This is a genomic window from Lentzea roselyniae (assembly GCF_039537795.1).
GTDB lineage: Bacteria > Actinomycetota > Actinomycetes > Mycobacteriales > Pseudonocardiaceae > Lentzea > Lentzea atacamensis.
On sequence record NZ_BAABBE010000027.1, the window covers coordinates 18,675 to 44,823 of the forward strand.

At 68.8% G+C, this 26,149-nt stretch carries 25 protein-coding genes and 1 pseudogene; 8 read left to right on the forward strand and 18 right to left on the reverse strand.

Features of this window, described 5'->3' with window-relative positions:
- Positions 1-109 precede the first annotated feature (109 nt).
- Positions 110-358: a hypothetical protein gene (locus tag ABFX45_RS35115; protein WP_346134899.1), complete on the forward strand. Its 249-nt coding sequence runs from the start codon at positions 110-112 to the stop codon at positions 356-358.
- A gap of 14 nt (positions 359-372) precedes the next feature.
- Positions 373-1,089, forward strand: coding sequence for an ankyrin repeat domain-containing protein (locus ABFX45_RS35120; protein WP_346134769.1), 717 nt, complete (start codon positions 373-375; stop codon positions 1,087-1,089).
- 31 nt (positions 1,090-1,120) lie between these two features.
- On the opposite strand, the gene ABFX45_RS35125 is transcribed toward ABFX45_RS35120, so the two are convergent.
- The 7 genes from ABFX45_RS35125 to ABFX45_RS35155 all read right to left on the reverse strand — a co-directional run bounded on the left by ABFX45_RS35125 (position 1,121) and on the right by ABFX45_RS35155 (position 5,349).
- Positions 1,121-1,366, reverse strand: a complete 246-nt coding sequence (locus ABFX45_RS35125) for a DUF485 domain-containing protein (RefSeq protein WP_346134771.1) — start codon at positions 1,364-1,366, stop codon at positions 1,121-1,123.
- Positions 1,347-1,793 (reverse strand): MerR family transcriptional regulator, encoded by a 447-nt coding sequence (locus tag ABFX45_RS35130; RefSeq protein ID WP_109641571.1) that lies wholly within the window; start codon positions 1,791-1,793, stop codon positions 1,347-1,349. Before ABFX45_RS35130 ends, ABFX45_RS35125 begins: the two co-directional genes overlap by 20 nt.
- On the reverse strand, positions 1,790-2,125 hold the full coding sequence (locus ABFX45_RS35135; protein WP_346134773.1) for a hypothetical protein: 336 nt from the start codon (positions 2,123-2,125) through the stop codon (positions 1,790-1,792). Before ABFX45_RS35135 ends, ABFX45_RS35130 begins: the two co-directional genes overlap by 4 nt.
- A gap of 75 nt (positions 2,126-2,200) precedes the next feature.
- Entirely contained in the window at positions 2,201-2,620 is a 420-nt protein-coding gene (locus ABFX45_RS35140) for a CBS domain-containing protein (RefSeq protein ID WP_109641573.1), read from the reverse strand.
- Between the two features lie 90 nt (positions 2,621-2,710).
- Positions 2,711-3,754, reverse strand: a complete 1,044-nt coding sequence (locus tag ABFX45_RS35145) for a TerC/Alx family metal homeostasis membrane protein (protein ID WP_346134776.1) — start codon at positions 3,752-3,754, stop codon at positions 2,711-2,713.
- A gap of 36 nt (positions 3,755-3,790) precedes the next feature.
- Entirely contained in the window at positions 3,791-5,020 is a 1,230-nt protein-coding gene (locus ABFX45_RS35150; RefSeq protein ID WP_109641575.1) for a cyclase family protein, read from the reverse strand.
- Positions 5,021-5,058: 38 nt separating this feature from the next.
- Positions 5,059-5,349 (reverse strand): Rossmann-fold NAD(P)-binding domain-containing protein, encoded by a 291-nt coding sequence (locus ABFX45_RS35155; protein WP_346134778.1) that lies wholly within the window; start codon positions 5,347-5,349, stop codon positions 5,059-5,061.
- A gap of 113 nt (positions 5,350-5,462) precedes the next feature.
- Between ABFX45_RS35155 and ABFX45_RS35160 the strand changes: the two are divergent.
- Positions 5,463-5,675: pseudogene (locus ABFX45_RS35160) on the forward strand (winged helix-turn-helix domain-containing protein); the annotation flags it as partial.
- Positions 5,676-5,715: 40 nt separating this feature from the next.
- The gene (locus tag ABFX45_RS35165; RefSeq protein WP_346134893.1) at positions 5,716-6,744 is read left to right on the forward strand and encodes a sensor histidine kinase; all 1,029 of its coding nucleotides are present in this window, start codon (positions 5,716-5,718) and stop codon (positions 6,742-6,744) included.
- Here the strand turns inward: ABFX45_RS35165 and ABFX45_RS35170 are convergent.
- The 3 genes from ABFX45_RS35170 to ABFX45_RS35180 all read right to left on the reverse strand — a co-directional run bounded on the left by ABFX45_RS35170 (position 6,689) and on the right by ABFX45_RS35180 (position 10,292).
- The gene (locus ABFX45_RS35170) at positions 6,689-8,020 is read right to left on the reverse strand and encodes an RICIN domain-containing protein (protein ID WP_109641577.1); all 1,332 of its coding nucleotides are present in this window, start codon (positions 8,018-8,020) and stop codon (positions 6,689-6,691) included. The two genes, ABFX45_RS35165 and ABFX45_RS35170, sit on opposite strands and share 56 nt — an antisense overlap.
- A 362-nt stretch (positions 8,021-8,382) precedes the next feature.
- Positions 8,383-9,033, reverse strand: a complete 651-nt coding sequence (locus tag ABFX45_RS35175; protein WP_109641578.1) for a response regulator transcription factor — start codon at positions 9,031-9,033, stop codon at positions 8,383-8,385.
- The gene (locus ABFX45_RS35180) at positions 9,030-10,292 is read right to left on the reverse strand and encodes a sensor histidine kinase (RefSeq protein WP_233440204.1); all 1,263 of its coding nucleotides are present in this window, start codon (positions 10,290-10,292) and stop codon (positions 9,030-9,032) included. The genes ABFX45_RS35175 and ABFX45_RS35180 overlap by 4 nt, the downstream gene beginning before the upstream one ends.
- A 144-nt stretch (positions 10,293-10,436) precedes the next feature.
- On the opposite strand from ABFX45_RS35180, the gene ABFX45_RS35185 reads away from it, so the two are divergent.
- Positions 10,437-11,672 (forward strand): ABC transporter substrate-binding protein, encoded by a 1,236-nt coding sequence (locus ABFX45_RS35185; protein ID WP_346134780.1) that lies wholly within the window; start codon positions 10,437-10,439, stop codon positions 11,670-11,672.
- A 177-nt stretch (positions 11,673-11,849) separates the two neighbouring features.
- Positions 11,850-12,602 (forward strand): MBL fold metallo-hydrolase, encoded by a 753-nt coding sequence (locus tag ABFX45_RS35190; RefSeq protein ID WP_346134782.1) that lies wholly within the window; start codon positions 11,850-11,852, stop codon positions 12,600-12,602.
- Here the strand turns inward: ABFX45_RS35190 and ABFX45_RS35195 are convergent.
- From ABFX45_RS35195 to ABFX45_RS35230, 8 genes are read right to left on the reverse strand one after another with little or no spacing between them, the layout of a single operon-like run.
- Entirely contained in the window at positions 12,589-15,387 is a 2,799-nt protein-coding gene (locus ABFX45_RS35195) for a discoidin domain-containing protein (RefSeq protein ID WP_346134784.1), read from the reverse strand. The two genes, ABFX45_RS35190 and ABFX45_RS35195, sit on opposite strands and share 14 nt — an antisense overlap.
- The gene (locus ABFX45_RS35200) at positions 15,384-16,367 is read right to left on the reverse strand and encodes a glycoside hydrolase family 43 protein (protein ID WP_109641583.1); all 984 of its coding nucleotides are present in this window, start codon (positions 16,365-16,367) and stop codon (positions 15,384-15,386) included. The genes ABFX45_RS35195 and ABFX45_RS35200 overlap by 4 nt, the downstream gene beginning before the upstream one ends.
- An 11-nt stretch (positions 16,368-16,378) precedes the next feature.
- Positions 16,379-18,808, reverse strand: a complete 2,430-nt coding sequence (locus tag ABFX45_RS35205; RefSeq protein WP_346134787.1) for a glycoside hydrolase family 127 protein — start codon at positions 18,806-18,808, stop codon at positions 16,379-16,381.
- On the reverse strand, positions 18,808-19,632 hold the full coding sequence (locus ABFX45_RS35210) for a hypothetical protein (protein WP_109641585.1): 825 nt from the start codon (positions 19,630-19,632) through the stop codon (positions 18,808-18,810). Before ABFX45_RS35210 ends, ABFX45_RS35205 begins: the two co-directional genes overlap by 1 nt.
- A 16-nt stretch (positions 19,633-19,648) precedes the next feature.
- Complete coding sequence (locus ABFX45_RS35215) at positions 19,649-20,440, reverse strand: carbohydrate ABC transporter permease (protein ID WP_346134789.1); 792 nt, start codon at positions 20,438-20,440, stop codon at positions 19,649-19,651.
- Positions 20,437-21,258 (reverse strand): carbohydrate ABC transporter permease, encoded by an 822-nt coding sequence (locus ABFX45_RS35220; protein WP_233440205.1) that lies wholly within the window; start codon positions 21,256-21,258, stop codon positions 20,437-20,439. Before ABFX45_RS35220 ends, ABFX45_RS35215 begins: the two co-directional genes overlap by 4 nt.
- A 3-nt stretch (positions 21,259-21,261) precedes the next feature.
- On the reverse strand, positions 21,262-22,494 hold the full coding sequence (locus ABFX45_RS35225; protein WP_346134894.1) for an ABC transporter substrate-binding protein: 1,233 nt from the start codon (positions 22,492-22,494) through the stop codon (positions 21,262-21,264).
- A gap of 30 nt (positions 22,495-22,524) precedes the next feature.
- On the reverse strand, positions 22,525-24,330 hold the full coding sequence (locus ABFX45_RS35230) for a glycoside hydrolase family 127 protein (RefSeq protein ID WP_346134791.1): 1,806 nt from the start codon (positions 24,328-24,330) through the stop codon (positions 22,525-22,527).
- Positions 24,331-24,510: 180 nt separating this feature from the next.
- Here ABFX45_RS35230 and ABFX45_RS35235 point away from each other — a divergent pair, with 180 nt between their 5' ends.
- Together ABFX45_RS35235 and ABFX45_RS35240 are read left to right on the forward strand one after the other, a co-directional pair.
- The gene (locus tag ABFX45_RS35235) at positions 24,511-25,521 is read left to right on the forward strand and encodes a LacI family DNA-binding transcriptional regulator (RefSeq protein WP_346134793.1); all 1,011 of its coding nucleotides are present in this window, start codon (positions 24,511-24,513) and stop codon (positions 25,519-25,521) included.
- Positions 25,522-25,577: 56 nt separating this feature from the next.
- Positions 25,578-26,084 carry a GNAT family N-acetyltransferase gene (locus tag ABFX45_RS35240; RefSeq protein ID WP_109641588.1) on the forward strand — a complete coding sequence of 169 codons (507 nt, stop codon included), beginning with the start codon at positions 25,578-25,580 and terminating at the stop codon, positions 26,082-26,084.
- The last annotated feature ends 65 nt before the right edge of the window (positions 26,085-26,149 follow it).

Sequence of the window (26,149 nt, forward strand, 5' to 3'; positions counted from 1 at the left end):
TCCACCTGTGTCAGAAAGACCGGACATTCCCGAGACAACCGAGGCGAGGAACAGAACTGTCGCCTGTCCGAACGGGACTGGTTCAGCTCTCGGGTGATGCCCAGCGCCGTTGTGCACACTGCCGCTGGAGACCAGGGAACCGGTCGCCGCGCTGAGTCCCCAGACGTGGTTGCTCAGCAGAACGGGCAGCACCACGCCCAGCACGACCACGTCGAAGCCGTTGAGCATCACCGCGGTCCAGCACAGAACCCATCTCGTGTTCCTGGTCGCCGACGGCAGGAACCACCGTGATGGAGAGGCCGGCTGTCCTTTCCGCCCGGCGGAAACGGCGGGCTACCTGCCGGCCGGCCGATCGTGAACACTCGGGGTGTGATGTCCATTCGGAGTGACGAGCCGCTCGCGGTGGCGGTGACGGCGGCGATCCGCACCGGCGACCTCGTCGCACTGCGGCGGCACCTGGCGGAGACCGATGGTCTGGCGACCGCGCGGATCGTCGACGACCGCGGTTGCTCCCGGACCCTGCTGCACGTGCTGACGGACTGGCCGGCCCGGTGCCCGGACGGCGCACGAACCGTGGCGGTGCTGGTCGCCGCCGGTGCCGACGTCAACGCCCGGTTCCAGGGACCACACCGCGAGACACCGTTGCATTGGGCGGCCAGCGCCGATGACGTCGAGGTGGTCGACGCCCTGCTCGACGCGGGCGCGGACATCGACAGCGACGGTGCGGTGATCGGCGGCGGCACCCCGCTGGCGGACGCACGTGCCTTCGCACAGTGGAGCGCCGCGCATCGCCTTGTCGAGCGCGGCGCCAGGGTCACGCTGGTCGATGCCGCGACGCTGGGCCTGCGGGATCACGTCGAACGCCTGCTCCCCGCCGCGACCGGCGAAGACCGCGACGCGGCGTTCTGGGGCGCGTGCCACGGCGGTCAGCGAGAGTGCGCCGAGTACCTGCTGGGCTTCGGCGCCGAGGTGAACTGGCTTCCGTCGTGGGAGCCGCGCACGCCACTCGATGCGGCCGTGCGCAACGGTTTCGACGATCTTGCGGCGTGGTTGCGGGGCCGGGGAGGCAAGCGCGCGACGGAGTTGTGAGCCGCCCGTCAGTCTCTGGGCGCGTGCATGGTCACCGCGGCACCGCGCAACGGCACCGACCGCCAGCACACCGATGACGGCGGCGTACCACCATCCACGTCAGCGCCACTGCGACAGCGGCGACCCCGAGACCGACGAGCACGTGCTCCACCCCGATCGCGGCGAGTGCACCTGTCGCGCCGGCGACGCCGAGCACCGGCACGAGGCAGCACGCCAGGCACGCGACGCCGGCGAGCCACGCAACGCGGCGGGTCTGGTCAGCAGCAGGTGCCGGCATCGGCGTTGTTCCCCTCGGCCAGGCCCGCGAACGGCAGCGGGCACGACGGGGTGTGCGAGCAGGTGACGAGGTCGTCGCAGCCCGCGGCGAGCGCGGCGCGCAGCGTGTCGCGGATGATGCCGAGGTCGGCGATCTTCGCCTCGACCTCGGCGAGCTTGGTGGTCGCGCGGGCCTGCAGCCCCGGCGAGGTGCCGCCGTGCCGGTGCGTGCCGACGTCGAGCAGGTCGGCCACCTCGTCGAGGGTGAAGCCGAGGCGCTGAGCCGCCTTGATCACCCGGATGGTCGTGACCGTCTCCGGCGGGTACAGCCGGTGCCCGCCCAGTGTCCGCTCCGGCCGGGCGAGCAGGCCGACGCGCTCGTAGTACCGCAGTGTCTCCCGGTTGACCCCGGCGGTCTCGGCGACCTCGCCGGTGCGCAGGCCGGTCACGACGCCAACCTGGTGGCACGAGCCGCGAGCGCCTCGAGGACTTCGCTGTGCGCTTCCTCGACGGTGATGTCCAGCCGGAGCACGCCGCCGGTGGCGACCAGGGCGAAGGTGAAGAACGAGCAGCAGCCCGTCTCGCGTACCGCGAGGTCGGCCGTTCGCGCCGCCACCTCCGCGGTGGGCTCGAGATCGAGCCGCAGAACGGTCGCGTCCTGGTCGTGCACGGCGCGGACCCACGTCGTGAAGAGGTCGTCGAACTCGGCCTCGCGCAGCGGCTGCTCCGCGGTGGGCAACGTGCAGGCCTCGGGTGCCCACGGCTCCGGTTCTGCTGTCATGACTCGACGGTAAACCTGTACCCGGGTACCGGATGCAAGTCCGAATCCGGGTTGCGGGGCGAAACCGCCGCCGACTCAGTTGTTCCCGGGAGCGGCGCTGATCTGGCCGAGCACGGAGTCCAGGTCCCGTTCGACGGCGGCGTCGCCGAGCGACAGCACACCGACGGGCCGGCCCCCGTCGACCACGGGGATGCGGCGCACCGCGTTCTCGCGCATGCGGGCGATCGCGGTGTCGACCGTCTCGGTGAGATCCGCGGTGACCACCTGGTCGCTGCACACGTCACGCACGAAGCAATCGGCCAGGTCGTCGCGGTCCGCCAGCGCGCGGACGACCAGGTCACGATCGGTCACGATGCCGCACAACCGGTCACCGTCGACGACGAGCACATCGCCGATCTCCCGGTCACGCATGGCCTTGGCGGCCTCGCGCACCGGAGTGTCCGGCGGCAGCATCACCGGATCCGCGGTCATCAGGTCTCGGACGAGCTGAGCCATGGAAGTCTCCTTCGTCTCGGTGCCACGTCGTCGGCTACCCGTTCGTCGCACGGCCGAAAACGGTGCTCACCCGGACGTTGGGTCTCGAAGTCACCGTTCGCGGTCCGCCACACGACGTTTCCGGTCGGCCTGTCCTGCAGAGGCGCGCCGGGCCCGCAGCGAGCCGGCGTGGGCCTTGACCGACGGATCGCGCCTGGTCCTGATGACACTGGCCACCGTGACGGCCACGAGCACCACGGCGATCACCGCGAGGCTGAGGAGCGTGGGGATCTCGGGAACGCGGTCGTCGATGTCCTCGTGCGCCCACTGCAGGATCAGCTTGAGCCCGATGAAGGCGAGAATCAGCGACAGCCCGGTGGACAGGTACACGAGCCGGTCCAGCAGGCCCTGCACGAGGAAGAACAACGCGCGCAAACCCAGCAACGCGAAGGCGTTGGCGGCGAACACGACGTAGGGCTGCGCGGTGATGCCGAAGACGGCCGGGATGGAGTCGAGCGCGAACAGCAGGTCGATCGTGCCGATCGCCACCAGCACCAGGAACAGCGGCGTCACCATGCGTTTGCCGCGTGTGCGGGTGGTCAGGTCACCCTCCACGTAGTCCTCGGTCACCGGCAGGACCCGGCGTGAGGTCTTCACCACGACGTTGTCCTCGATGTCGGGATCTTCGTCGCGGTGCCGGAACAGCTGCACGGCCGTGTAGATGAGCAGCAGGCCGAACAGCAGGAACACGAACGAGAACAGGGACAGCAGTGTCGCGCCGAGTGCGATGAAGATCGCGCGCATGATCAGCGCCAGCACGATGCCGAACGTGAGCACCTTGTGCTGGTGCTCGTCCGGCACCGCGAAGGTCGCCATGATGATCACGAACACGAACAGGTTGTCGACCGAGAGGCTCTTCTCGACCAGGTAGCCCACGAAGTACTCGGTGCCGGGCCCGCTGCCGTAGTGCAGCGTGAACCACACTCCGAACCCGATGGCGACCAGCACGTAGAACACCGACCACGCGGCTGCCTCGCCGAATCCGACGTGATGGGGCCGCATGGCCGCGACCACGAGGTCCACGGCGAGCAGCACCACCACGAAGGCCACGGTCAAGGCCCACACGAGCAGGCTGATGTCGAGTTCGGCGCTCATGAGCGGAGGGGTACCCACTCACGTGGCATGAGGTGCTCAGGGCCTCGCGGCCATGGCGGCGGGCGGGGTGTTGGAGGCCGTGGAGCCGGTGTGGAACTGGGGCGTGACGAGGTAGACGAACTCGAACGCCTCGTCGGCGGCCAGGGCCTCGGTGCGCACGCCCTCGCCGATGCGGACGCCGTGCTGGGTGAGCAGCACCTGGTGCACCGGGAAGACGTTCTGCCCGGTGACGGCGGGGTCCAGCACCTCGAGTCCCCAGGTGTCGCTGCCGACCACGGCCACCCGGCGGGAGGCGAGATAGCGGGCCTCACGCAGGTAGATGCCCGGCTCGGTGGTGATGTACCGCCGGTTGTGCGGGTCCTGCGGGTCGTCGAACCCGGCACGGTTGAGCAGGTGGGTCCAGCCGGTGCGGAACAGCGCCACGTCGCCCGGTCCCGGCTCCCGCCGCACGCCCTGCCTGCGCAGGGCGTCGCGCATGTCGTCGAGGGTGATCCGGTAGTTGTCGCGCAGGACCCACTCGCCGTTCACCGGTGAGCGGAACAGGTCGGAGCGAGATCCCTGCGCCAGCTTGAGCCCCACGATGTCGTACAGGACACCGCGGGTGACGATGGGACCGAGGTGCTCGTTGCCGAGTTTCCTGAGTCCGCGCGGGGCGGCGATGTCCGGCCCGCGGTGGCCGTTGTAGTAGGTCTCGCCGACACCGACGTGGCCGAGGTTGTCCAGCTGCGTGGCGATCTGGTACGTCCCGCCGTGCGGGAACCGCTCTTCGTGGAACGAGATGGTGTTGGGCCCGAGCGGCGTGGGCGACTGCAGGATGCCGGACTCCGGATGCGTTCGCGGGTCGTAGTTCGCGGCCGGGACGAAGTCGCCCTTCGGCTGGTAGCCGAAGACCGTGAGGCGCTGCCGGAGCACCCGCGGCGGCTCGCCCGCGAACGCCGGGAAGTTGTCCTGCATGAGCTCGCCCAGGTTGTACGTCCGCACCGGGCCGCGCCCTTCGAGCAACCGCAACGCCTGGCGGGTCCGCTCCCCGGTCACCTCGTTCCAGGTGCCGCGCTGGTCGTCCCTGCCGTAACGGCGAGCCGTCCGTTCCGCCCACCCGGCGACCTCGTCCGGGGTGAACATGCGGTCGGTGAACTCCTCGGCGGCGGCTGCGGACGAGGTGCCGATGCCCGCCGACACCGCGGCGGTCACCGCCGCCGCTTTCGCCGTCAGACCCAGAACTTCCCGTCGGCTGTGGAGGTGGGCGCGCATGAAGTCGGGACGCATGACCCACCACCCTGGTGGCACGCCGGGTCGTCCGGCAATCACCCAGCCGATCGACTTGAGTCCAGGAGAGCGGCCCTCCGCTGCTCCAGGTGGGGCCGGATCTCCTCGCCGGTGACGATCCACGGCGAACCGGACTCGATCCCGGCCACGACCATTTCTCCCACGGCGTCGACACCGGGGCCGCTGCGGAGGAACGCCTCGACGGCCGGCACGAGGTCGTCGCGCAACGCCACCCCGGCTCCCCCGTCCGACAACCGGGTGTTCGTCACGATGTCCGTGTCGACGGGGCCGGGGCACAGCACGCTGACGTCGATGCCGTGCCGGGCCACGGCCAGGCGCAGTGACCAAGCCGTTCTCCTACGTGGTGCTGGTGGCCAGGCTGAGGGCGCTGGCCCGGCGGTCGCGCACCGCCCAGCCGGTGTTGCTGCGGGCCGGCGACCTGGTGCTCGATCCGGTCAGCAGGGAGTGTCACCGGGGGACCACGCGGATCGACCTGAAGGCGAAGGAGTTCTCGGTGCTGAACTTCCTGCTCAGGCACGCAGGCGAGGTCGTCACCAAGTCGGAGATCATCGACGGGGTGTGGGACGCGGCGCAGGACCACGACCCCAACCTCGTCGAGGTCTACATCAGCGCGCTCCGCCGCAAGATCGACGCACCGTTCGGACGGCGGAGCATCACGTGCGGAGGTCGCCGAGATCAACGAGCACAACCTCACCCGGCGCGTCCCGGTGCCGTCCTCCGACAACGAGATCGCCCGGCTGGGCGCCACGCTGAACGAGACGCTCGACCGGATGCACCGCACCGTCGAGGACACCCGCAGGTTCGTCGCGGACGCCTCGCACGAGCTGCGCAGCCCGCTGGCCGCGCTGCGGGCCGAGCTGGAGATCGCGCTGTCGCATCCGCACCTGGCGGACTGGCCCACCGTCGTGAAGGCGGCGCTGGAGGACACCGAACGGCTGCAGGAGCTGACCACGGACCTGTTGCTGCTGGCCAGGCTGGACGCCGACGCGCTGGACAAGCAGGACACCGTCGACCTCACCGCCGTGGTGCGGCGGGAGGTCTCCCGGCGAGCGATGGTCACCCTGGAAGCCGACGACCACGTCCTCGTGCCCGGGCGGCGCGCCCAGCTGTCCCGGCTGCTCGGCAACCTGCTGGACAACGCCGAACGCCACGCGGGCACCGAGGTGATGGTGCGGCTGCGCGGCGGGTCTTCCGCGACGCTCGAGGTCATCGACGACGGTCCCTGCATCCCAGAAGCGGACCGGGAACGCGTCTTCGACCGGTTCACCCGGCTCGACGAGGCCCGCACCCGTGCCGCGGGCGGTGCCGGCCTCGGGCTCGCGATCGCCCGGCGCATCGCCACCAGGCACCACGGCACGCTCGAGGCCACCGACGCCGAGGGGTTCCGCGGAATCCGTTTCCTGGCAACGATTCCGACCGGCATACCGCAACCGAGGAAAGCCGCCGCCGTGGCGCAACAACGCGTGGGCGACGACGTGTGGCAGTTCCTCAACGGCTCGATCATCCCGACACACGGCCACATCCCCGAACCACGCCCGGCTCCCGAGCCGGAACTGGACTGGGATCTCATCTTCGGCGAGCACCAGCCCGTGCACGTGCGAGCTGAGGCGTGCCCGTCACGAGGGCGGTCCCGCCGGTCGCCGGCGTTCAGGATCCCCGTCGCCAGCGCTGGTTGGCGCTACCCGTGCACTGCCACTGGATGAGCTTCGCCCCGCTGGCGGTGCTGCCGCTCGCGACGTCCAGGCACTTGCCGCTCGCCCGGTTCACCAGGGACACCGTCGTGCTGTCCGCCTGACGCACCGTCCACTGCTGGTTCGTGCCACCGTGACACTGCCACTGGACCACGTCCGCGCCATCGGCGACCGAGCCGCCGGACACGTCCAGGCAGGACCCGCTCGCCCGGTTGATCACCTCGACGTACCCGCCCGCCCTGGTGCGGGTCTGCCACTGCTGGGACTGCGCGTCCGACGGCGTCGCCTGCCGGACCGCGCTGCCGGACGTGTCCAGCCGCAGATCGCTGTGCTGGGCGGTGAACGTGCCGAACGGGCCCACACCACCCGCGGTCTGCGTCACCGTCCGGATCGTGCCGTCGGCGTTGTGGTGCAACCGGTCCATGACGACCGAACGCTTGTACTCGCCGCCTCCAGGACGGGCGTTCTTGTGGTAGACCACGTACCACTCGCCCTGGTACTGGACGATCGAGTGGTGGTTGGTGCTGACGTTGACGTAGTCGAGGACCACACCGCGATAGGTGAACGGCCCCATCGGCGACGACGCGGTGGCGTAGTGGATCTGGCCGGGCCAGCCGGTCGAGTACGAGAAGTAGTACGTGCCACCGACCTTGTGCAGGTACGGCGCCTCACCGTACTGCGTCGCACCGTTCACGGTGAGGTCGGTGATGGGACCGGACACGGACGTCATGTCCGCGCCGAGCCGGACGACCTTCGGCTTGCGGGTCCCGAAGTACAGGTACGACTGTCCGTCGCTGTCGGTGAAAACCATCGGGTCGATGGGCTCGTCACCGACGTTGGTGTCCCGAGCCTTGTCCACCAACGGGTTTCCCCGTGCGTCGGTGAACGGCCCGGTCGGCGAGGCCGAGGTCGCGACGCCGATCTTGGTCCGGTCGACGGGCAGGTACAGGTGGTACCGGCCGTCGCGCTCCACCGCCCCTGGCGCCCAGGCGTACTGGCTCGCCCAGCTGAAGCCCTTGATGCTGAACACGTCGCCGTGATCGGACCAGTCCACGAGGTTCGTCGAGGAGTACGACCGCCAGCTCTTCGAGTCCCAGTACGTGCCGCTGTTGGTCTCGTCATCGGTGAGGTAGAGGTACATCCGGCCGTTGAACACGTGCGCGGACGGATCGGCGACGAACCGATCGGCGATCACCGGATTCGCGGCGCCGGCCTGCTGAACCCCGGTCACCACCGACGCGACGACCAGCGCTGTGACGGCGAGAGCTCGCGCCTTGCCACGCCTCATGCGCTCTCCCCCGCCCGAACTCCGAGCGCCTGCGAAACCGTTCCCATGAGGGTGATCACCAATCCCCTGGCCGAACGCGGACTGTTAGCGCTAACAGCTATACCCTCCCGCGAGCCGGATGCACACCCTCCTGATGTCTGTCTTTTGTTCACCGGTCGGTGGTCCAGCGGGAGGTCCACCGCGTCCCGGCCGCGATCTCGGGGTCGAAGAATCCCTCACCCTCGCAGCAATGGCGTAATCCGCGAGGATGCGCAACCCCTGCGCCTGATGACAGACGACATGTTTCTCGTGATAGGCGAGAACATCGAGGACCTCGACCGCTTCCAAATCTCTCTAGATGTCACCTACGAAACGACCAGACCTCACCCACCGGGCGTGACAATCCCCTGCTCGTAGGCGAACACCACCGCATGAGTCCGATCCCGCAGCCCAAGCTTCGCCAACACCCGCGAAACATGCGTCTTAACGGTGGTCTCCCCCAAAAACAGCGCAGAAGCGATCTCCGCGTTAGAAGCCCCCTTGGCCAACTCCACCAACACCTCGAACTCGCGATCTGTCAACGAGGGCGGCCGAGTCCGCTCCTGCTTCGACACAGCGCTGAACCGCGCGATCACCCGCCGAGTCACCTCAGGCGACAGGAGCGCGTCACCACGAGCCACCACCCGCACGGACTCGACCAGATCCTCCGGCGAGGCGTTCTTCAGCAGGAACCCGCTGGCCCCGGCCTGCAATGCCTCGAACAGGTAGTCCTCGCGATCGAACGTCGTCAGGATGACCACACGGGTGCCACGACCGGCGGACAGAATCTGGCGCGTGGCCTCGAGCCCGTCCACGCGCGGCATCTGGACGTCCATCAGCACGACGTCCGGCCGCAGGCGCGAGACCAGGTCCACGGCTTCGGCGCCGTCACCCGCCTCGCCCACGACCTCGATGCCCGGCTCGGTGCCGAGGATGACGCGGAAGCCGGCGCGGACCAGGTCCTGGTCGTCGGCCAGCACGACTCGCAGACTCACACCTTCTCCTCAACGGCAGTGGGCAGTGATGCGCGCACGAGATAGCCCGCGTCGCGCCGGGGTCCCGCCTCCAGCGAGCCGCCGTGCACCGCCAGGCGTTCGCGCATCCCGACCAGCCCGAAACCTGAGCCCACGGCGGCTGATCGGCCCCGGCCGTCGTCGGCGATCTCCAACTCCAGAGCGCTGTCGAGAAACCGCATCCGCACGTCGACGTGTTGTGCGTCCGCGTGCTTCACGACGTTCGTCAGCGCCTCCTGCACCACCCGGTACGCGGACAGCGCCACCGCGGACGACACCTCGCGGGGCGAGCCGTAGACGCTGTGCGAGACCTCCAGGCCGGCGGCGCGGGCGTTGTCGAACAGTTCGGGCAGGTCGTCGAGACCCGGTGCGGCGCGCAGGTCCGGCTCGGCGTCCGCGCGCAGCACGCCCAGCAGGCCACGCAACTCGTTGATCGCGGTCCGGGCGGTTTGCTCGACGGTCTGCAGGGCGTCGCGGGCCATCGCGGGGTCGGAGTCGAGGACTCGGCGCGCCGCGCCGGCCTGGATGCCCATGACGGACACGTGGTGCGCCACCACGTCGTGCAGGTCGCGCGCGATTCGCATGCGTTCTGCGGCAATGGCTCCGCGGGTGTTCTGCTCCTGCGAACGGCGGAGCTCCTCGGCCTGGAACGACAGCTGTGCCTGGCGCCGGGCCGCTGTCCACGCCATCTCGCCCAGGATGTAGGCGAGGACGAAGAAGAAGATGTTGAATTCCAGTCCGTAAAGGACGGAGGCGAGCACCGGGTCCATCGGGCCCGCGGCGTCCTTGAAGTCCGCCGGCGGACCGAGCAGGGCACGCACCAGGCTGAAGCCCAGCCACAGGAACATCGCGACGATGACGCCGAGGCGTGACCAGCGCGCGAGGAGGCGGTTCCGCTCCCACGCGCCAACGGTGTAGATCGTCAGGAACAGGATCGCGGACGGCACCAGGTTGTCGGCGACCTTCTGCGACTGCGCGACGATGAACAACGCGGACACCACGAGCATGACGGCCACCGGGTAGCGGCGGCGCACCACGAGCGGCAGCGACAGAGCCACCATCCACGGAACCTGCACGTGCAGCCCGGGAGCCTCCTTGAACACGAAGGCGCCCATGCTGTTGACGAGCACGACGAACTCGACGGCGCACAGCATCACCAGCACGGCGATGCCGATGTCACGACGACGCTGAGCAGGAGTGGGACCGGGCCGCCGCCACTCGTTCCACAAGGGCTCTTCCACCCGATCACGGTACCCGGCAGGCCTTTTCCATAGGTAACCGAAGCGCCGCGAGGTGTTTCCGGACACAAAGTTGGACGACTCGGGACCAGCTACTCAATACTTCGAGTTACCTGCGAGTAACCTCCCCCTGCGACAAGGCCCCGAATGTCTATTCGTCACTTATCGTTATCCGCCGCCCTGCTGCTCGGCACGCTCACCGCGTGCGGATCCGATGACCGGACGACCGATCCTGTCCGCACTGGTCCCGGCGTTTCCGCGGCCTCCATCTCGCTCGGCGTGCTCACGGACATGACGGGCCCGTTCAAAGGGTCGTCGGTTTTCCGAATTCGCGGGTATGAACTCTATCTGGAGCAGCTCAACAAACGCGGCGGTGTGTGCGGGCGACGCGTCGAGCTGAAGCAGAAGGACCACGCCTACGACGTGCAGAAGGCATTGGACGGCTATTTCGAGCTCGAACCTCAGGTGCTCGGATTCATCGACGTGCTGGGCCAGCCGATGACCGCGGCCATCGAGCCCGACCTGATGCAGACGCGGGCGCTCACCGTGCCCGGTTCGTGGGCGGCCGACCTGCTCGGCAACCCGCACATGATGATCGTCGGCACCACGTACGACCTCGACATCATCAACGGCCTCGACCACTACAAGCGCAAGAGCGTGCTCAACGCCGGCGACACCATCGGCCACATCCACCTGCGCGGCAGCTTCGGCGACAACGCGCTGGAAGGCAGCCGGTTCGCCGCGGGGAACTGGGGCATGAAGATCGTCGAACAGGCGGTCACCGAGACCACGGCGAACTTCACCGAGCAGATCAGCGCGCTCAAAGCCGCCAACGCCAAGGTGCTCGTCCTCAGCCTGACCCCACCGCAGACCGCCGCGGCCGTCGGCATCGCCGCCCAGCTCGGCTGGACCGCGCCGATCCTCGTCAACGCCGTCGGCTACGACCCGGCGATCATGCAGTCACCGGTCGCGCCGGTGTTCGCCAAGCAGGTGCTGATCCCGTCGCCGGTCGCTCCCTGGAACGGCAACGCCGAGGGCATGAACGAGCTCCGCGACGGCTACCAGGCGCGCTGGCCCGGCGAGCCGGGCACGCTCAACACCGTGCACGGCTACACGGTCGCGATGGCGTTCGTCTCCGTGCTGGAGAAGGCGTGCGGCAAGAAAGACCTGACGCGCGACGGCGTGCTGCGGGCGTTCCACGACACCAACGGCTTGAGCACCAAGGGCCTCACGGGCCAGCTGAAGTTCTCGTTGGTGGGACGGCCTTCCAGCACCCAGTCGTACATGACGCGACCGGACGCGGCGGTGCCCGGCACGCTCAAGGTGGTCGAGGACCTCTACGAGTCCGAGCTGGTGAAGCTCAAGGGAACCCGCGCTCGTTGATCTAGTGCCGCGACCGGCAGCCTTTGCGCCGTGTTCGGCGGTCAGACGGGTGCATCGCGGTGCCGGCCCCACGTCCTCATCCTGGTTGGTTGTGGGCGTGGGGCCGGTGCCGCGAGGCGCCCCGCTGAGCGTCGAAGGCGCGGTGAAGGTTGCCGGGCGCGGCACTAGAGTCGGTGAATGGGACTCAGCTTGACCGTGCTCGGATGCGCCACTCCGTACCCGGCCGTGGACAACCCCTGTTCCGGCTACCTGGTGTCGCACCAAGGCACTCGCGTGTGGATGGACGCCGGAACCGGCACGCTAGGCCCGCTCCAGCTCCACACGCGACTCGAGGACCTCGACGCGATCTGGATCTCGCACCTGCACGCCGACCACAGCGCGGATCTGCTCACCGCCTACTACGCGCTGCTGTACGCGGACGTCGAACGCGACCCGGTCCCGCTGTTCGGCCCGCCCGGCATCGCCGACCGGCTCGCCGCGTTCCTCACCAACGGCCCGCAGCGCAGCCCGGTCGAGTCCGCGTTCGAGATCACCGAGCTGCACGACGACCACCAGGCCACGGTCGGGACGCTGCGGCTCACCACCAAAGCGGTCCACCACGGCATCCCGGCGTTCGGCGTGCGCATCGAAGCGGACGACACCTCCCTCACGTACTCCGGCGACACCGCGCCGTGCCAGAGCCTCGTCGAACTGGCACGGGACACCGACGTGCTGCTTTGCGAGGCCGAAAGCGCGGAGAAGACGCCGGACATGGCCCATCACACGCCGGAGGACGCGGGCGACACCGCGACCGAGGCGAACGCGGGCAGGTTGATCGTGACGCACGTGGGCCGCTTCCTGACGGCGCAGGAAGCGGTCACACGCGCGGCGTCCCGTTACCGCGGCCCTGTCGAATACGCGGCACCGGGAACCACGTTCAGTACACCTTGATCTCGGTCAGACCCGTGCGGAAGCCAGCGGCGTGGGTCATCACCACCCGCACCCGCTGGGTGTTCACCGGCGTGAACCGCACCTGGTTGTAGTTGGCCCGAGGTTCGGCCGGCGCGCGAACCTGACCCGGCACATCGGCCCACCCGCTGCCGTTCCAGTACTGGACCTGGTACGAAGCCGGTGCCCGATAACGGTTCCCCGCCCGGTCGTCGCGGAAGTACAGCCGCACCTCGCCGACAGAGCGCTGCTGGCCGAAGTTCAGCTCGTACCAGTCGGTGCCGTTGGGCGAGCCGGAGCTGCCCCAGATCGGTTCGTTGATCGGGAAGCCGTCCACCGCGGCACCGACCGACGTGCCGGACGCGGTGTACGAGGCCGACGCACCGGCAGCCGGGTTCGGCCGCGAGGACGTCAGGTCGACACCGGCCTTGGCGAACACGTCGACCACCCGCGCGCCGTTCTGCACGACGTCACGCGGCGCCCGCACCCCCGGCACGGCGGTCTGGTGCACCACCGAGCCGCCGGAGGGCAGCGTGACCTGGCCGGTCGCCGGGTCGTAGAGCACGCGGGTGAGCCGGTCGACGGTGAAGGCGCGGGTGCCGTTCAGGTAGACCGAATAGCCCTGCGGCACACCGTTGTAGCGGGTGACGCCGTCGGCCGGGTCGTCCCACACCACGCTCAGGTCGGCGTTGCGGTGGCGCAGGTTGTTGACCGCGAAGTGCGACCAGCCGATGTTGATCGGCGACAGCTCGATCAGCCCGTCCGTGCGCGGCCGGAGCCCAGCGGCGTCCTCGATCACCGTCCAGTTGGAGCTGCCGAGGACGTTGTGGTGGATCCACGACCGGTACTGGATGGTGCTGCCGTTCCAGTCCGCCCAGAACTCGTTGGCGTCCGGCCACTGCGTGTTGCCGCCGACGTACTGCGCCCAGGCGTTCCAGTACAGCAGCTTCTTGTAGTCCTCCGCGGTCATCCACTGGTTCGGGTAGCTGCGCAGGACCGACGAGTACAGCCGGAACTGCACGGTCGAGTTGATCGTGGAGAAGTTGTTCGAACCGGGGTGACCCGCCGCGGCGGCCTCGGCCTTGTCCTTCTGGTTGGCCGTGTAGAACGGGAACACCGGGTACTCCGTCGGCTGGGCGAAGAGCCGCAGCGCCTGCTTGTACTGGTCGGTGTTCGGCATCAGGCCGACCGAGAACGGGTAGTAGTTGTTGATCTCCTTCCACGGCACGTGCGCGTTGGTCGCCACGTGCTTGTGCTCCAGCAGCTGCCGCGACGGGTTCCACAACGTGTTGATCACGCCGGTGCGGATCCGGTCGGCCAACGACTGCATCTCGGCGGCCTTCGCGGTGTTGCCGGCCAACGCGTAAGCCTGTTGTGCGGCAACAGCTCCGCTCCACACGTACGCGGTCTCCGCGCGGTCGAGCCGGCCTGGCCGCCAGTCGAACGACACCGCGTCGGCGTCGTTGCCGGTGAGCGCGCCCCAGTCATACTCGATCACACCGTTGTTGTTGGTGTCGTAGAAGGACAACTGGCCCTTGGCGTCACCCTCTGCGTACCGAGCCAACAACGCCGCGATGGACGGCTGCCCGCCGTGCACCTGGTAACTGCGCCACGCGGCCTCGGAGACGTACTGCGTGTAGGAGTTCGACCAGTTCTCCGGATCACCGGGGTTGTCCATGAACCGGCCGCCGCGTGAAGTCTGGCCAACCGAGAGCCACGGCCCGTACGAGTAAACGGGATCACGCAGGTATTTGAGGTCGTCGATGTGCATCGGCTGGGTCAGCACGATCGCGTTGTTGTACCCGGTGACGCCCTCGATCGACACCGGGAACTGGTAGTCCTGGCCGGGGATGTCGACGTCGAGGTGGTTGAAGCGCATCAGCCACCAGCGGTAGTAGATGCTCTTCTTGATCGCGGGATCCGGCACGTCGATGTACGGGATGTTGTCTGCCCACCAACGGTTGTATGCGCGCACATGGGTGGCGAACGCCGTCGCGGGCGAGTAGCCGCGGTAGGACTGGTATTCGGTCGACGACTCCGGGATCTCGGTGGTGAGGAAACCCATGACCACCTTGGTGGTGACGGTTTGCCCCACGCCGACCGTGACCGAGCGGTCCAGCCCGCCGTTGTTCACGCCGAAGCCGTCGCCGGACAGCCGCGGCCGGATCGTGGTGAGGTTGTTCTTCACCGGCCGGCTGCCGGTCAGCTCGGTCCCGCTCGCGGTCGTCGCGTACGGCGAGGTGGCCCGCAGCTGCAGCGTCGCGGCCGACCCGCCGGTGTTGACGATCGTCAGGTTCGTCACGGCCACGTTGTTGTGGGTGATGAACTTGGTCATCTCCACCCGGATCGCGCCGCTGGTGAAGACTCCCCTGTAGTGACTGGGTTTCTGCACCCGGCCGGAGACCTGTTCGGTGAACGAGCCCGGCGAGACGCCGATCGAGTAGGCGTTCTGCCCGCTGATGTCGTCCCAGTACGCGGACCTGCCACCGAACCCGATCACGCCGGGGTTGTGGGTGTACATGAACAACCCGCGACCGCGGGTCATCAGGAAGTTGCCCGCCGGGTCGTTGCCCGGACGCGCCAGCAACCGGTCCATCCAGAAGTCGGTGCCCGCGCTCTCCGCGTCGTAGATCGCGCGCATCGTGCTGCCGGTGCCGTAGCCGACCGGCGGTGCGGGGATCGAGGGACCGGTGAACGCCGGATACCCGATCGTCTGTGCGGCCGATGCGGGGACAGTCCCACTCGCGAACAGCACCAGGACCGTCAAGAGACCAGTGAGGCGTTTCATGCCGTCACTCCCGGGTTGGGCGGCGGACCGGCCACCGTCTGGACGACTCGCTGCATGGTGCCGTCAGCGTTGAAACGCAACAGGTCCACGGCCACCGAGCGGCGGAAGTTGCCACCGCCGGGCGCGTTTGCGTTGTGGTAGACCATGTACCACTGACCGTTGAACTGCACGACACCCGCGTGGTTGGTGGTCGACGAGACCTGCCCCAGCACGACACCCCTGTGCGTCCACGGCCCCATCGGGTTCGTGGCGGTGGCGTAGCGCTGGCAGGCGTAGCTCGACGACGTGACGCAGCCGTTCGTGTCGTTGGCCGCGTAGATCATGTAGTAGAGGCCGTTGCGCTTGAACATGAACGGCGCTTCCCAGAAGTTCGTGAGGCCCTGCGGCGTCACGACCGGGCCGTCCAGCTCGATCATGTTCGGCTTCAGCTTCGCCGCCCGCACACCCCAGTAGCTGCCCCAGTAGAGGTAGGCCTGGCCGTTGTCGTCGGTGAACACCGTGGGGTCGATGTTGAGGCCGGACGAGTTGGGCGTGCTGTCGCTGATCAGCGGGCCGCCCTTGGCGTCGGTGAACGGCCCGAGCGGGCTGTCGCCGACCGCCACGCCGATGTTCATCCAGCCGGGTCCGTTGCCGTTGACCGAGGTGTACCAGTAGTACTTGCCGCCGCGCGGCTCGACCTCGCTGGCCCAGGCGTCGGCACCGGCCCAGCGGAAGGTGCCGATGTTCGCCCTGGCACCGCGGTCGGTCCAGGTGGCGGCGTCGGTGGACGAGAGCACCCGCCACTCGCGCATGACGAAGTTCTGCTGGCCCGGCGCGGCCTCGTCGCGTCCGGCGTAGATGTACATCGTGTTGCCGACGACCAGCGGTGCCGGGTCGGCCGTGTAGACCGAGGTGATGATCGGGTTGGCCGCGTGTGCGGGCGTTGCCACGACAACGCCCGCTACGAGTGCGATCGCGGCGCCGAGCAGGGTGGCGCGCATCGAAGCTCCTTCTACGAACCGGTGGAGTGGAGGTTCGCGACCTCTGCGGCGGTGAGGGCGCGACCGTGGACGCGGAACGAGTCCACGGCGCCGTCGAGGTACGGGTCGCCCGCGTACTGGGAACGCCCGATCCAGTTCTGCGTGGTGCTGCCGGGGCGCAGGGTGAGCGCTGAGTTGCGCGCCACCTCGGCACCGTTGACGTACAGGACACCGAGATCGCCGTTCTGCGTCACGGCGACGTGCGTCCAGACGCCCTGAGGAAGGGCCGCCGGTGCGTCGATCCGTTGCTCCCCGGCCGCACCACCGGTGGTGACTGCGAACCGCGCACCGCCGGCCGAGCTGCGCGGGGTGAGGAAGGCGTACGCGCCGGTGCCGCTGCCGAAGTCGAACACCCGCGACCACGTCACGACGGTGTCCAGCCGCACCCAGGTGGCGATGGTGAACGAGGTCGCGCCCGCGAGCAGGCCCGAAGGCAGCACGACGTGCGCCCCGGAGCCGGACAGGTCGACCGCTCCCCCGGTCCGGCCGGTCGTCCACGCCGCCCCGCCCGCGAGCGTGGCGGTCAGACCGTTGCCCGTGGCGTCGTTCGTGTTGCCGTCGAACAGGTAGTGCGCGATGAACTGCGGCGGCGGCTCGGCGATCGTCCAGTAGACGGTGTAGCGCTGCCCGTGGACCTTGTAGAACGGCACCAGCGTCACCTGGCCGGTGCTGGCGGAAGCCGTGTACTGCAACGGTGTCGAGGTCGGCCGGATCGTCGACGGTTGCAGCGTGGGCATCTGCTGGAGGTTGTTCGTGCCGTAGGCGCCCGCGAGCACGATCGGGCCGTGCCGGACGGCCTGCACCGCGCGGTTGTCCGGGGTGGACTCCCGCTGCAACGTCATCGACAGGCTGATGTCGACGACGTCACCGCTCGACCACGTGCGGTTGATCCGTGCGTAGGTGCCCGGTGTGACGGGGTCCTGGAGTGTTCCGTTGACCCGGATCTGGGCTTGTGCCGCCCAGGACGGGATGCGCACGCGCAGGTCGATCGTCCCGGACCCGGTGATCGTGATCCTCGTGCTGTCGGACTCCGGGAACATGGTCTCCTGCCGTACGGTGAACCCGCGCCAGCTCAGCACCGAGGCGATGAACAGGTTGACGTGGAGCGTCGTGCCGGAGTGGGCGTAGATCCGCCCGGTGTGGCACGTGTTGGTCTCCATCCCGGTGCCGTGGCAGCAGGTGAAGTCGTTGTAGTCGTTGCTGTACGTGCGGATGCCACCGGGCCGCAACGGCGTGTAGTAGCTGTGGTGGCCGTGGCTGGAGTTCGGGTTCTGCGCGCCCAGCAGGTGGTTGTAGAGCGTCCTCTCGTAGAAGTCGAAGTACCGTGTGCTGCCGGGGCTCGTGCGGAACAGCTGAGCGGTCAGCTTGAGCATGTTGTAGGAATTGCAGGACTCGCAGGTGGTGTCCGAGAGCTCGGACGCGATCCGGCCCGGTGCCTTGAAGTACTCGCCGTTGGAGTTGCCGCCGATCGCGTAGCTGTGCGTGCCGACCACGAACTCCCAGAAGTTGTTCGCGATGTCGCGGTACCTCGTCGTGCCCGTGGCGTGGTACTCGCGGATCGCGCCGATGGCCTTCGGGATCTGCGTGTTGGCGTGGTAGCCGTTGAGCGCGTCGCGGTTCTGCGCCAACGGGTCGAAGATCTCCGCGTGGTCGAAGTACTGGGCGCTGGTGAGGTGGGCCGTGTCGCCGCTGAGCTGGTAGAGGTTGGTCAGCACCTCGTTCATGCCGCCGAACTCGGTGCGCAGCATGCTCTGCCGCTGGGCGTAGGTCAGCCTGCCGTTGCGGAAGCCGACCCAGGCCGCCATCCGGTTGAGGACGGTGAGCGCCTGGGCGTTGCCCGCCAGCAGGTGCATGTCCAGCAGACCCGCGAGGATCTTGTGCAGCGTGTAGTAGGGCGCCCACACCTGCTGGCCGGTCTCCACCCGGTCGATGAAGCTCTCCGGGAACGCCGAGAGGTAGCCGGCGTTGAAACCCGCCGCCTGCGCGCGGCCCTGGCAGATCGCCAGCTGTGCGACCAGGTGATCGCCCTTGGCCTTGAACGCCGTGTCGCCCGTGCTCGCGTAGGCCTGCGCCAGTGCGGTCAGGACGTGCCCGGTGGAGTGACCGCGCAGCTCCGTGGTGGGCGACTCCCACCCGCCACAAGGGGTGACGGTCGAGTTCAGGCCGACGTTCAGCCGGAACGTGTGCAGCAGGCGTTCTGGGTCGATGAACTTCAGATAGGCGTGGGTGCGGGTGGTGTTGTTCAGGAACGGTCCCGGAAGGAGAGACACCGCGCCGAGACCGAACAGCTCGGCGGACACCCCGATGTCGGGTCGTGCCGCGGCGAGCGCGGGCGCGGGCAGCGCCGCCGCCGCAACGGCGAACGCGCCCGCACGCAGAACCGTGCGCCGGTTGGGGAACATCAGTACCCGTACCGGTTCTTCAGGTGCCGCCACCAGTCGCGGAGCATCCACCGGTCGAACTCGGTGATCACCGCGGAGCTGCCCGCCTTCATGATGAACCCGCCGACCCCGCTGGGTGTCCAGTCGTAGAAGTCGTCCAGGCCGAACGTGTGGCCTATCTCGTGCAGCAGGATCGTCACGTCGTTGGCGTTGAGGCTGTTCATGAAGTACTCGCTGCCCATCCGCTGGCCCCAGTCGCCACCCGCTCCGCCGCCCATTCCGGCGGTGAGCCACAACGACTGGTCGTAGTGCCGTGCGACGCCACCGGGACAACGCGGATAGGTGCCGTTGCGGTTGAAGAACCTGCCGCAACCCTCCGCGCACTGAGGCGCGTTCTCGCGGATGTCGTTGACGTAGATGTCGACGGAGTTGTCGGTCCACTTCAGCTGGTTGCGGTCACGCACAGCCCAGCCGACGACCTTGATGGGCACCGAGGCGTACGGGAAGTGGTTGTGGCCCGCCATCGCGTCCATCCACTTCTTGTACTGGCGGGCGAGCTGGGCGTGGATCGCGTCGCGCTGGGCGGCGGTCACCGGCTGGGGCGAGTCCCAGCGCACGCAGAAGTTCAGGTAGCCGCCGTTGACGAAGAGCTGGTCCCAGCCGTAGTTGCGGAAGCCGTAGAGGTTGCCGTACGTGCTCTCCACGTGCTGCCACACCTGGTTCAACGGTGTCACCAGGTTCGACGGCGGTGTCCATCCGTGGTCCGCTCTCGCCGGAGCCGCCACGCTCGCCGCCATCACCGCCGCGAAGATCGCGGTCACGAGTCCTTTCCACAACCGGGTCATTCCGACCTCCTTGTTGTCACCCTTTGAGTGCGCCGGAGGTGAATCCGCGCACGTAGCTGCGTTGCATGAACGCGAAGAGCACCAGGCAGGGCACCGCCATGAAGACGACACCCGCCTCCAACGCGGCGTAGTCGATCGAGCCGTGGCTCGCGGTGCGCATGTTGACCACGGCGAGCACCGTGGTGAACTTGTCGGTGGAGTTGAGCAGGATCAGCGGGGCGAAGAACTCGCTCCACGACGTGAGGAACGCGAACAACCCCACCGTGACCAGGCCGGGGCGGACGGCCGGGAGCATGATCCGCACGAGCGTGCCGAAGCTCGTGCAGCCGTCGACCCGCGCGGACTCCTCCAGCTCGACCGGGACGGCCTCGAAGCTGTTGCGCATCATGAAGACCGAGAACGGCAGCTGGAACACGATCAGCACGATGCTCAGGCCCACCAGCGAGTCCTCGAGCCCGAGCCAGCCGAGCAGCACGTACAGCGCGATGAGGATCGTCGCGTACGGCACCATCAGGATCGCGAGCGTCAGCAGGAAGAGCAGGTCGCGGCCGGGGAACTTGAACCGCCCGAACGCGTAACCGGCGAAAGTGGCGACGATCAGGGTGCCGCCCACGGTCATCGCGCTCACGATCACGCTGTTCAGCACGTGCACCGGCCGGATGCCGTTGGCGGACGTGAAGAGCCGCGCATAGTTTTCGGCACCGAAACCGCTATCGGTGCGCACCGACGCCCAGCCGCTCCACACCAGCGGGAACAGGAACAGGATCGCGAGTGCGGTCCCGGTGACGTAATAACCCCAGCGGTTCATGCCGACCGCCTGCGCAGCACGGCGAGCTGGACCGAGCTGACCACCGCGAGCAGCACCAGCAGCACCACCGAGATCCCGGCCGCCGATCCGAGATCGAGCCGGACGAACGCCTCCCGGTAGATCACCATCACCAGCGAGGTGGTGCTGTTGTCCGGCCCTCCCCTGGTGAGGATCCAGAACTGGTCGAACGCGAGCAGCGACCCGGTGACCATCATGGTGAGCACCAGCGCGATCGTCGGCCGCATCAGCGGCACGGTGATCCGCCGGAACGTCTGCCAGCGCGTGGCCCCGTCGATCCGCGCCGCCTCGTAGACGTCCACCGGGATCGCCTGCAGCCCGGTCAGCAGGATCAGCATGTTGAACCCGGCGAACCGCCACAGCACCAGCAGCACCGCCGAGCCCAGCGCGGGGCTGCCGTCCGCCAGTGGCAGCGGGCCGATCTCCTCGCTGAGCAGGCCGAGGAAGAGCAGGGACGCGCTGGCGAACCCGACCGCCATCGGCAGGAAGAACGCGGTCCGGAAGAACCCGACGCCTTTCCGGCGGTTCTGCACCAGCAGCGCGAGGCCGAACGCGATGACGAACAGCAGGACCGTGATGATCACCGTGTACCGCAGGGTGAACCAGGCTGCCGTCGTCAGCAGCGCGTTGTCGCCGATGGCGGTGTAGTTGTCAGGTGCGTTGACGCGCGGCTTGCCGAGCAACGGCCAGCGGTGCAGCGACATCCAGCCGACGAGCAGCAGCGGAGCCACGAAGAACAGCACCACCAGCATCGCGGCGGGCGTGGCGTAGAGGGCTCCGGTGACCGCTCGCCTGCGCACGGGTCACTCCTGCCGCAGCGACTTGGTGATGGCCTCGTTGCCCGCCATCAGCGCCGCCGAAGCGTCGCCGAACAACGCGCCGCGCACGGTCGTCAGCCACGGGCCCTGCGGGTCGTTGAACGTCGCGTTGAAGTTGCGGGCGTACGGCGTCTTCCCCTTGGCCACCAGCCCGTTGACGGTGACGAGCCGTGGGTCGGCCGACGAGTGCTTGTTCGCCGCGAGATCCGTGCGAACCGGCACGCCCTTGCGTTTCGCGATGACCTCGACCTGTGCCTCGTCCGACATCGTCCAGGCCAGGAAGTCCCACGCCTGCTCGGCTTTCGAGCTCGTGGCGCCGATGCCGATCGCGTCGCCGCCGACGAACGTGGACTCCCCGCCGGTGATGCCGGGGATCGGCGCGACGCCGACCTTGACGCCCTTGGCCTCGATGGCGTCGAGCCACACCGAGGGGCCGGGTGCGATGCCGATCTTCCCGCCCTGCAGCGCGCCGAGCCACGTCGGGCCCGCCTCGCCCTTCGACGCCGGTGAGGCCACACCCTGGTCGTAGAGGTCGCGGTACACGGCGAACACGGCGGCCATCTCGGGTGAGTCGACCTTCGCACTGAGACCGTCGGCGTCCAGCACGTCGCCACCGGCCGCCCACACCGACGGCCACAGCGTGAACTCCACGCAACCACCGCAGTTGCCGCCGAAGTAGGTGCCGTGGACGTCACCACCCAGCTGGTCGATCTTGCGGGCGTGCTCGGCGAACTCGGTGAGCGTGCGCGGCGGCTTCTCCGGGTCGAGGCCCGCCTTCGCGTAGAGGTCCTTGTTGTAGAGCATCACCGACAGGTCGATCGTGTGCGGCACCGCGAAGTTGTGGCCCTCCCACGTACCCGCACGGACGTGGGAGGGGGCTACGGAGTCCTTGAACGGCAAGGACTTGAACTGTTCGGAGACGTCTACCCACAGGCCCTGGGCGGCGTACTGCGGCGCGAACACGACGTCCGCGGCGAACAGGTCCGGCAACGACTTCGCGCCGGCGGCCGAGGCGAGCTTCGCCGGGTACTCCTCGTTGGGGTACGCGGTGACCTCGATCTTGTTGCGGTGCGAGGCGTTGTAGGCGTCGGCGTAGGCCTTCGACACCGCCTCGGTCGCCGCGCGGGTCCACAGCGTGAGGGTCGTCCCGTCGTCGGCGGCCCCGGACCGGTCCGCACCGCACGCCGTGGCCAGCACCAGAACGACAGCCGCGAGCATCGCTTTCACGGTCTCTCCTTTGGGACGTGGTCAGGTGGTGGGCAGCCAGACCCGCATGGTCGACGGGCCCCGGCGGGCCCAGCGGTGGTAGGGCCTCAGCTGCAGCGGGACGGGACTGCCGGGTCTGGCGGAGGGTTCGCCGTACGGCCACGCGGAGTCCTGCGGGGCCTCGAACACCGCCCGCACCACCGCGCCGTCGCCCGCCTGCGCCGGGTCGTGCCCGGTGCGGACCCGAAGCGCGTCGAGGTCGTGCTCGCCCACCGACTCGGCGCACAGGACGAGCGGACCTCGTTCCACCGCAACGCAGCCACGCACGGCGTCGATGCGGGGATCGGGCCAGGTGAACCGCGGCCGCATCGGCAGCTCCAGCCGGATTTCGTCGCCGACGGCCCAGTTCCTGGTCAGCACGACGTCGCCTGGCGCGACCGGGCGGCGCTCGTGATCCACGACGAGCACCGCGCCGGTCGCCCAGCCCGGCACGCGCAGGCTGATCGACCAGGGTTCGCCGCCGCTCCTGGTCACCCGCACGGCCACGTCTCCCGTCTCCGGGTACGACGTGCGCACCCGCAGCCCGGCGGGGCGGCCGTCGGCGAGGTGGGTGTCGACATCGCACTCGGCGTACTGGTGCAGGCGCAGGCCGGTGTCGTCGGCGGTGACGAGGTAGGCCGACAGGCTCGCCAGCAGCCGGGCGATGTTGGGCAGGCAGCACGACACCTCGAACCACGACGCCCGCAGGCCACCGCCGGCGTCGAGCCGCTCGCCACCGTTCGGTGGCTGCGCGGGCGTGCGCTGGTGCAGCGTGTTGGCGTAGAAGAAACTCCGGCCGTCGTCACCGATCGCCGTCGCGATCACGTTGTGCAGCACGCGTTCCGCGGCGTCTGCGTAGCGGTTGTCGCCGGTGGCCAGCAACAACCGTTGCGCGAGCATGACAGTGGCGACACTCGCGCACGTCTCCGAGTACGCCCGGTCCGCGGGGAGGACGAAGTCCTCTCCGAACGCCTCGTCCTGGTGACGTGACCCCATGCCGCCGGTGATGTGCGTGCGGCGCGCCCACGTGTTGCCGAACTGAGTGACCACCGCCGCGAGCAGGTCGTCGTCACCGGTCTCCACCGCGACGTCGACGGCCCCACAGGCCAGGTACAGCGAGCGCACCGCGTGTCCGCGCAGCACGGTCGCCTTGCGCACGGGGACGTCGTCGTTGAAGTACGACCAGCCGAACTCGTGCTCGGGCAGGGTGCGGTGGCCACGCCGTTCGACCAGCAGCGCCGCCTGGTCGAGGTAGCGCTGCTCGCCTGTCACGCGTGCCAGTTCCACCAGAGCGGTCTCGATCTCCGGGTGCCCGCAGACACCCGTGCTGCCCGGCCCGAAGACCTCGCACACGTGATCGGCGGCGCGCCGGGCGATGTCCAGCAACGGCCCGGCGCCCGCGTTCCTGGTGCGAGCCACCGCGGCCTGCAGCAGGTGGCCCACGCAGTACAGCTCGTGACCCCAGGCCAGGTCGCTGTAGCGCGGCCGCTGCCACGACCGGCCGAACGCGGTGCTGAGGTAGCCGTCCGCCGCCTGGGCCCCGCCGATCTGGGACGTGAGCGCTTCGATGCGGGCGTCGAGATCGCCGTCCGGGGACCGGCCGTGTTCCCACGACATCGCCTCGGTGATTTTGTAGACCTCGGAGTCGGAGAACTCCCGGCCTTTCCGCTCACGCGACCCGGCACCGTTTCCGACGGCGGCGAAATTACCGGTCCAGCCGAGCTCGTCCATCCAGCCAAGCGCGTGCCAGAGCGTCACCGAGCCGTTGACCCGTTGCCGCTCCGCCCAGAAGCCGCCGGTGATGCGCACCTCGTCTGTCCCAAGTGGACGGAGTGGTCCGCGGGACGGAACCACCGGCCCGCGACTCGACTGGGTGTTGCGCATCGTTGCCACGTAACGCACTCTGGAGACCGAAAACGATTTCGACAATGCGCCATAAGTCGCAGAAATCGTCGAATGAACAGTCGAATCGTGTTCGAAAGGATTTCGATGGGCAGACGACGATCCGAGACGGTGACGCTGAGGGACGTGGCCCTGCTGGCGGGCGTGTCGATCGCCACGGCGTCCAAAGCGATCAACAACCGCGACGAGGTGGCCGCGAACACCAGGGCTCGCGTGCTGCGGGCGGCGGCCGAACTCTCCTTTCGCCCCAACGTTCTCGCCCAGGGCCTCGTGGCCGGCCGCACCCGTGCCATCGGCCTGCTCACCGACGAGCTCGACGGCCGGTTCGCCATCCCGATCCTGCTCGGCGCCGAGAACGCCCTGTCCGACCAGCAGATGTCGGTGCTGCTGTGCGACACCCGCGGCGACGCGATCCGCCGCAACCACTACATCCGGACCCTGCTGGCCCGCCAGGTGGACGGTTTCATCATCGTCGGCGACAGCAACGACCTGCACCTCTCGCTGACCGCCGACCTCCCGGTGCCCGCGGTGTACGTGTACTGCCGCTCCACGAACCCAGGGGACCTCTGCCTGGTGTCCGACGACGAGGGCGGTGCCCTGCTCGCCGTCGAGCACCTGATCGCGTTGCGCCGCAAGCACATCGCCCACATCACCGGCCCCCAGTCCTATCGCGCGGCTCGCGACCGCGCCGCCGCGGCCCGCACCGTCCTGCGCGATCACGGCCTGGCGCTGGTCGGCGGCCAGCCGCTGCACGGCGAGTGGTCGCAACACTGGGGCAGGCACGCCACGAGGTTGCTGATGGCCACCACTCCCGAGGTGGACGCCATCTTCTGCGGCAACGACCAGATCGCCAGCGGTGCCGCGCAGGCACTCGCGAGTCTCGGCCGGCAAGTCCCCGACGACGTCGCGATCGTCGGCTACGACAACTGGGAGATCTTCGCCGCGGACTGCAGGCCACCGCTCACCACGATCGACCTCAACCTGCAGCAGCTCGGCGAGACAGCGGTGCGGCACCTGCTCGCGGCCCTCGGCGGCACACCGGCGTCCGGCGTGGTCCGCCAGCCGTGCCGCCTCGTGGTGCGCGAGTCGACGGCATGAGGCCCGTCAGAGAAAGATCCCGGTCGCCCCGCACGCTTGCTGCATATGATGTGCAAGTGCGTTCATATGGCATCAGGGTGGCGACGGCGGACGACCTCGGCGAGGCGCGAGCGGTGATGCTCGACGCCGTCTACCGCGACTTCGGCACGGGCTACGTGCCGAAGTGGCACGAGGACATCATTGATCTCACGGGTTTCTACGTCGCCCCCGACCGCCACGTCCTGCTCGTCGCCTACGACGAGGCCGACGGCGCGATCGTCGCCACCGGCGCGCTGGACTCGCGAGGACCGCGGCAGCCGCAGTGGCTGGCCGACCGCTACCCCGACGGGGAGACCGCCCAGGTGCGGCGGGTGTACGTGCGGCCGGAACACCGCAGGCGTGGACTGGCCGGCCGGTTGGTCGGCGAACTGCTGGACTTCGCCGCGCGGGACGACCGGTACCGCGCGGTGTACCTGCACGCCTACCGCCACTCCCCCGGCGCGCTGGACCTGTGGCGCACGCTCGGCAAGGAGATCTGGGCGGAAGACGACGTGGTGCACTTCGAGATTCCGTTGGTGCCGTGACCGCCGGCCTTTACTGCGAGGCGCCCTGCCGAGCGTCGAAGACGCGGTGAAGGCGGGCGGTCACG

Coding starts and splice junctions, on each gene's coding strand:
- ABFX45_RS35235 (WP_346134793.1), top strand. CDS start 24,511: ATGGGCAGACGACGATCCGAGACGGTGACGCTGAGGGACGTGGCCCTG.
- ABFX45_RS35125 (WP_346134771.1), bottom strand. CDS start 1,366: ATGCCGGCACCTGCTGCTGACCAGACCCGCCGCGTTGCGTGGCTCGCC.
- ABFX45_RS35140 (WP_109641573.1), bottom strand. CDS start 2,620: ATGGCTCAGCTCGTCCGAGACCTGATGACCGCGGATCCGGTGATGCTG.
- ABFX45_RS35210 (WP_109641585.1), bottom strand. CDS start 19,632: ATGACCCGGTTGTGGAAAGGACTCGTGACCGCGATCTTCGCGGCGGTG.
- ABFX45_RS35145 (WP_346134776.1), bottom strand. CDS start 3,754: ATGAGCGCCGAACTCGACATCAGCCTGCTCGTGTGGGCCTTGACCGTG.
- ABFX45_RS35135 (WP_346134773.1), bottom strand. CDS start 2,125: ATGACAGCAGAACCGGAGCCGTGGGCACCCGAGGCCTGCACGTTGCCC.
- ABFX45_RS35215 (WP_346134789.1), bottom strand. CDS start 20,440: ATGAACCGCTGGGGTTATTACGTCACCGGGACCGCACTCGCGATCCTG.
- ABFX45_RS35170 (WP_109641577.1), bottom strand. CDS start 8,020: ATGAGGCGTGGCAAGGCGCGAGCTCTCGCCGTCACAGCGCTGGTCGTC.
- ABFX45_RS35195 (WP_346134784.1), bottom strand. CDS start 15,387: ATGAAACGCCTCACTGGTCTCTTGACGGTCCTGGTGCTGTTCGCGAGT.
- ABFX45_RS35225 (WP_346134894.1), bottom strand. CDS start 22,494: ATGCTCGCGGCTGTCGTTCTGGTGCTGGCCACGGCGTGCGGTGCGGAC.
- ABFX45_RS35190 (WP_346134782.1), top strand. CDS start 11,850: ATGGGACTCAGCTTGACCGTGCTCGGATGCGCCACTCCGTACCCGGCC.
- ABFX45_RS35205 (WP_346134787.1), bottom strand. CDS start 18,808: ATGTTCCCCAACCGGCGCACGGTTCTGCGTGCGGGCGCGTTCGCCGTT.
- ABFX45_RS35120 (WP_346134769.1), top strand. CDS start 373: ATGTCCATTCGGAGTGACGAGCCGCTCGCGGTGGCGGTGACGGCGGCG.
- ABFX45_RS35185 (WP_346134780.1), top strand. CDS start 10,437: ATGTCTATTCGTCACTTATCGTTATCCGCCGCCCTGCTGCTCGGCACG.
- ABFX45_RS35150 (WP_109641575.1), bottom strand. CDS start 5,020: ATGCGTCCCGACTTCATGCGCGCCCACCTCCACAGCCGACGGGAAGTT.
- ABFX45_RS35200 (WP_109641583.1), bottom strand. CDS start 16,367: ATGCGCGCCACCCTGCTCGGCGCCGCGATCGCACTCGTAGCGGGCGTT.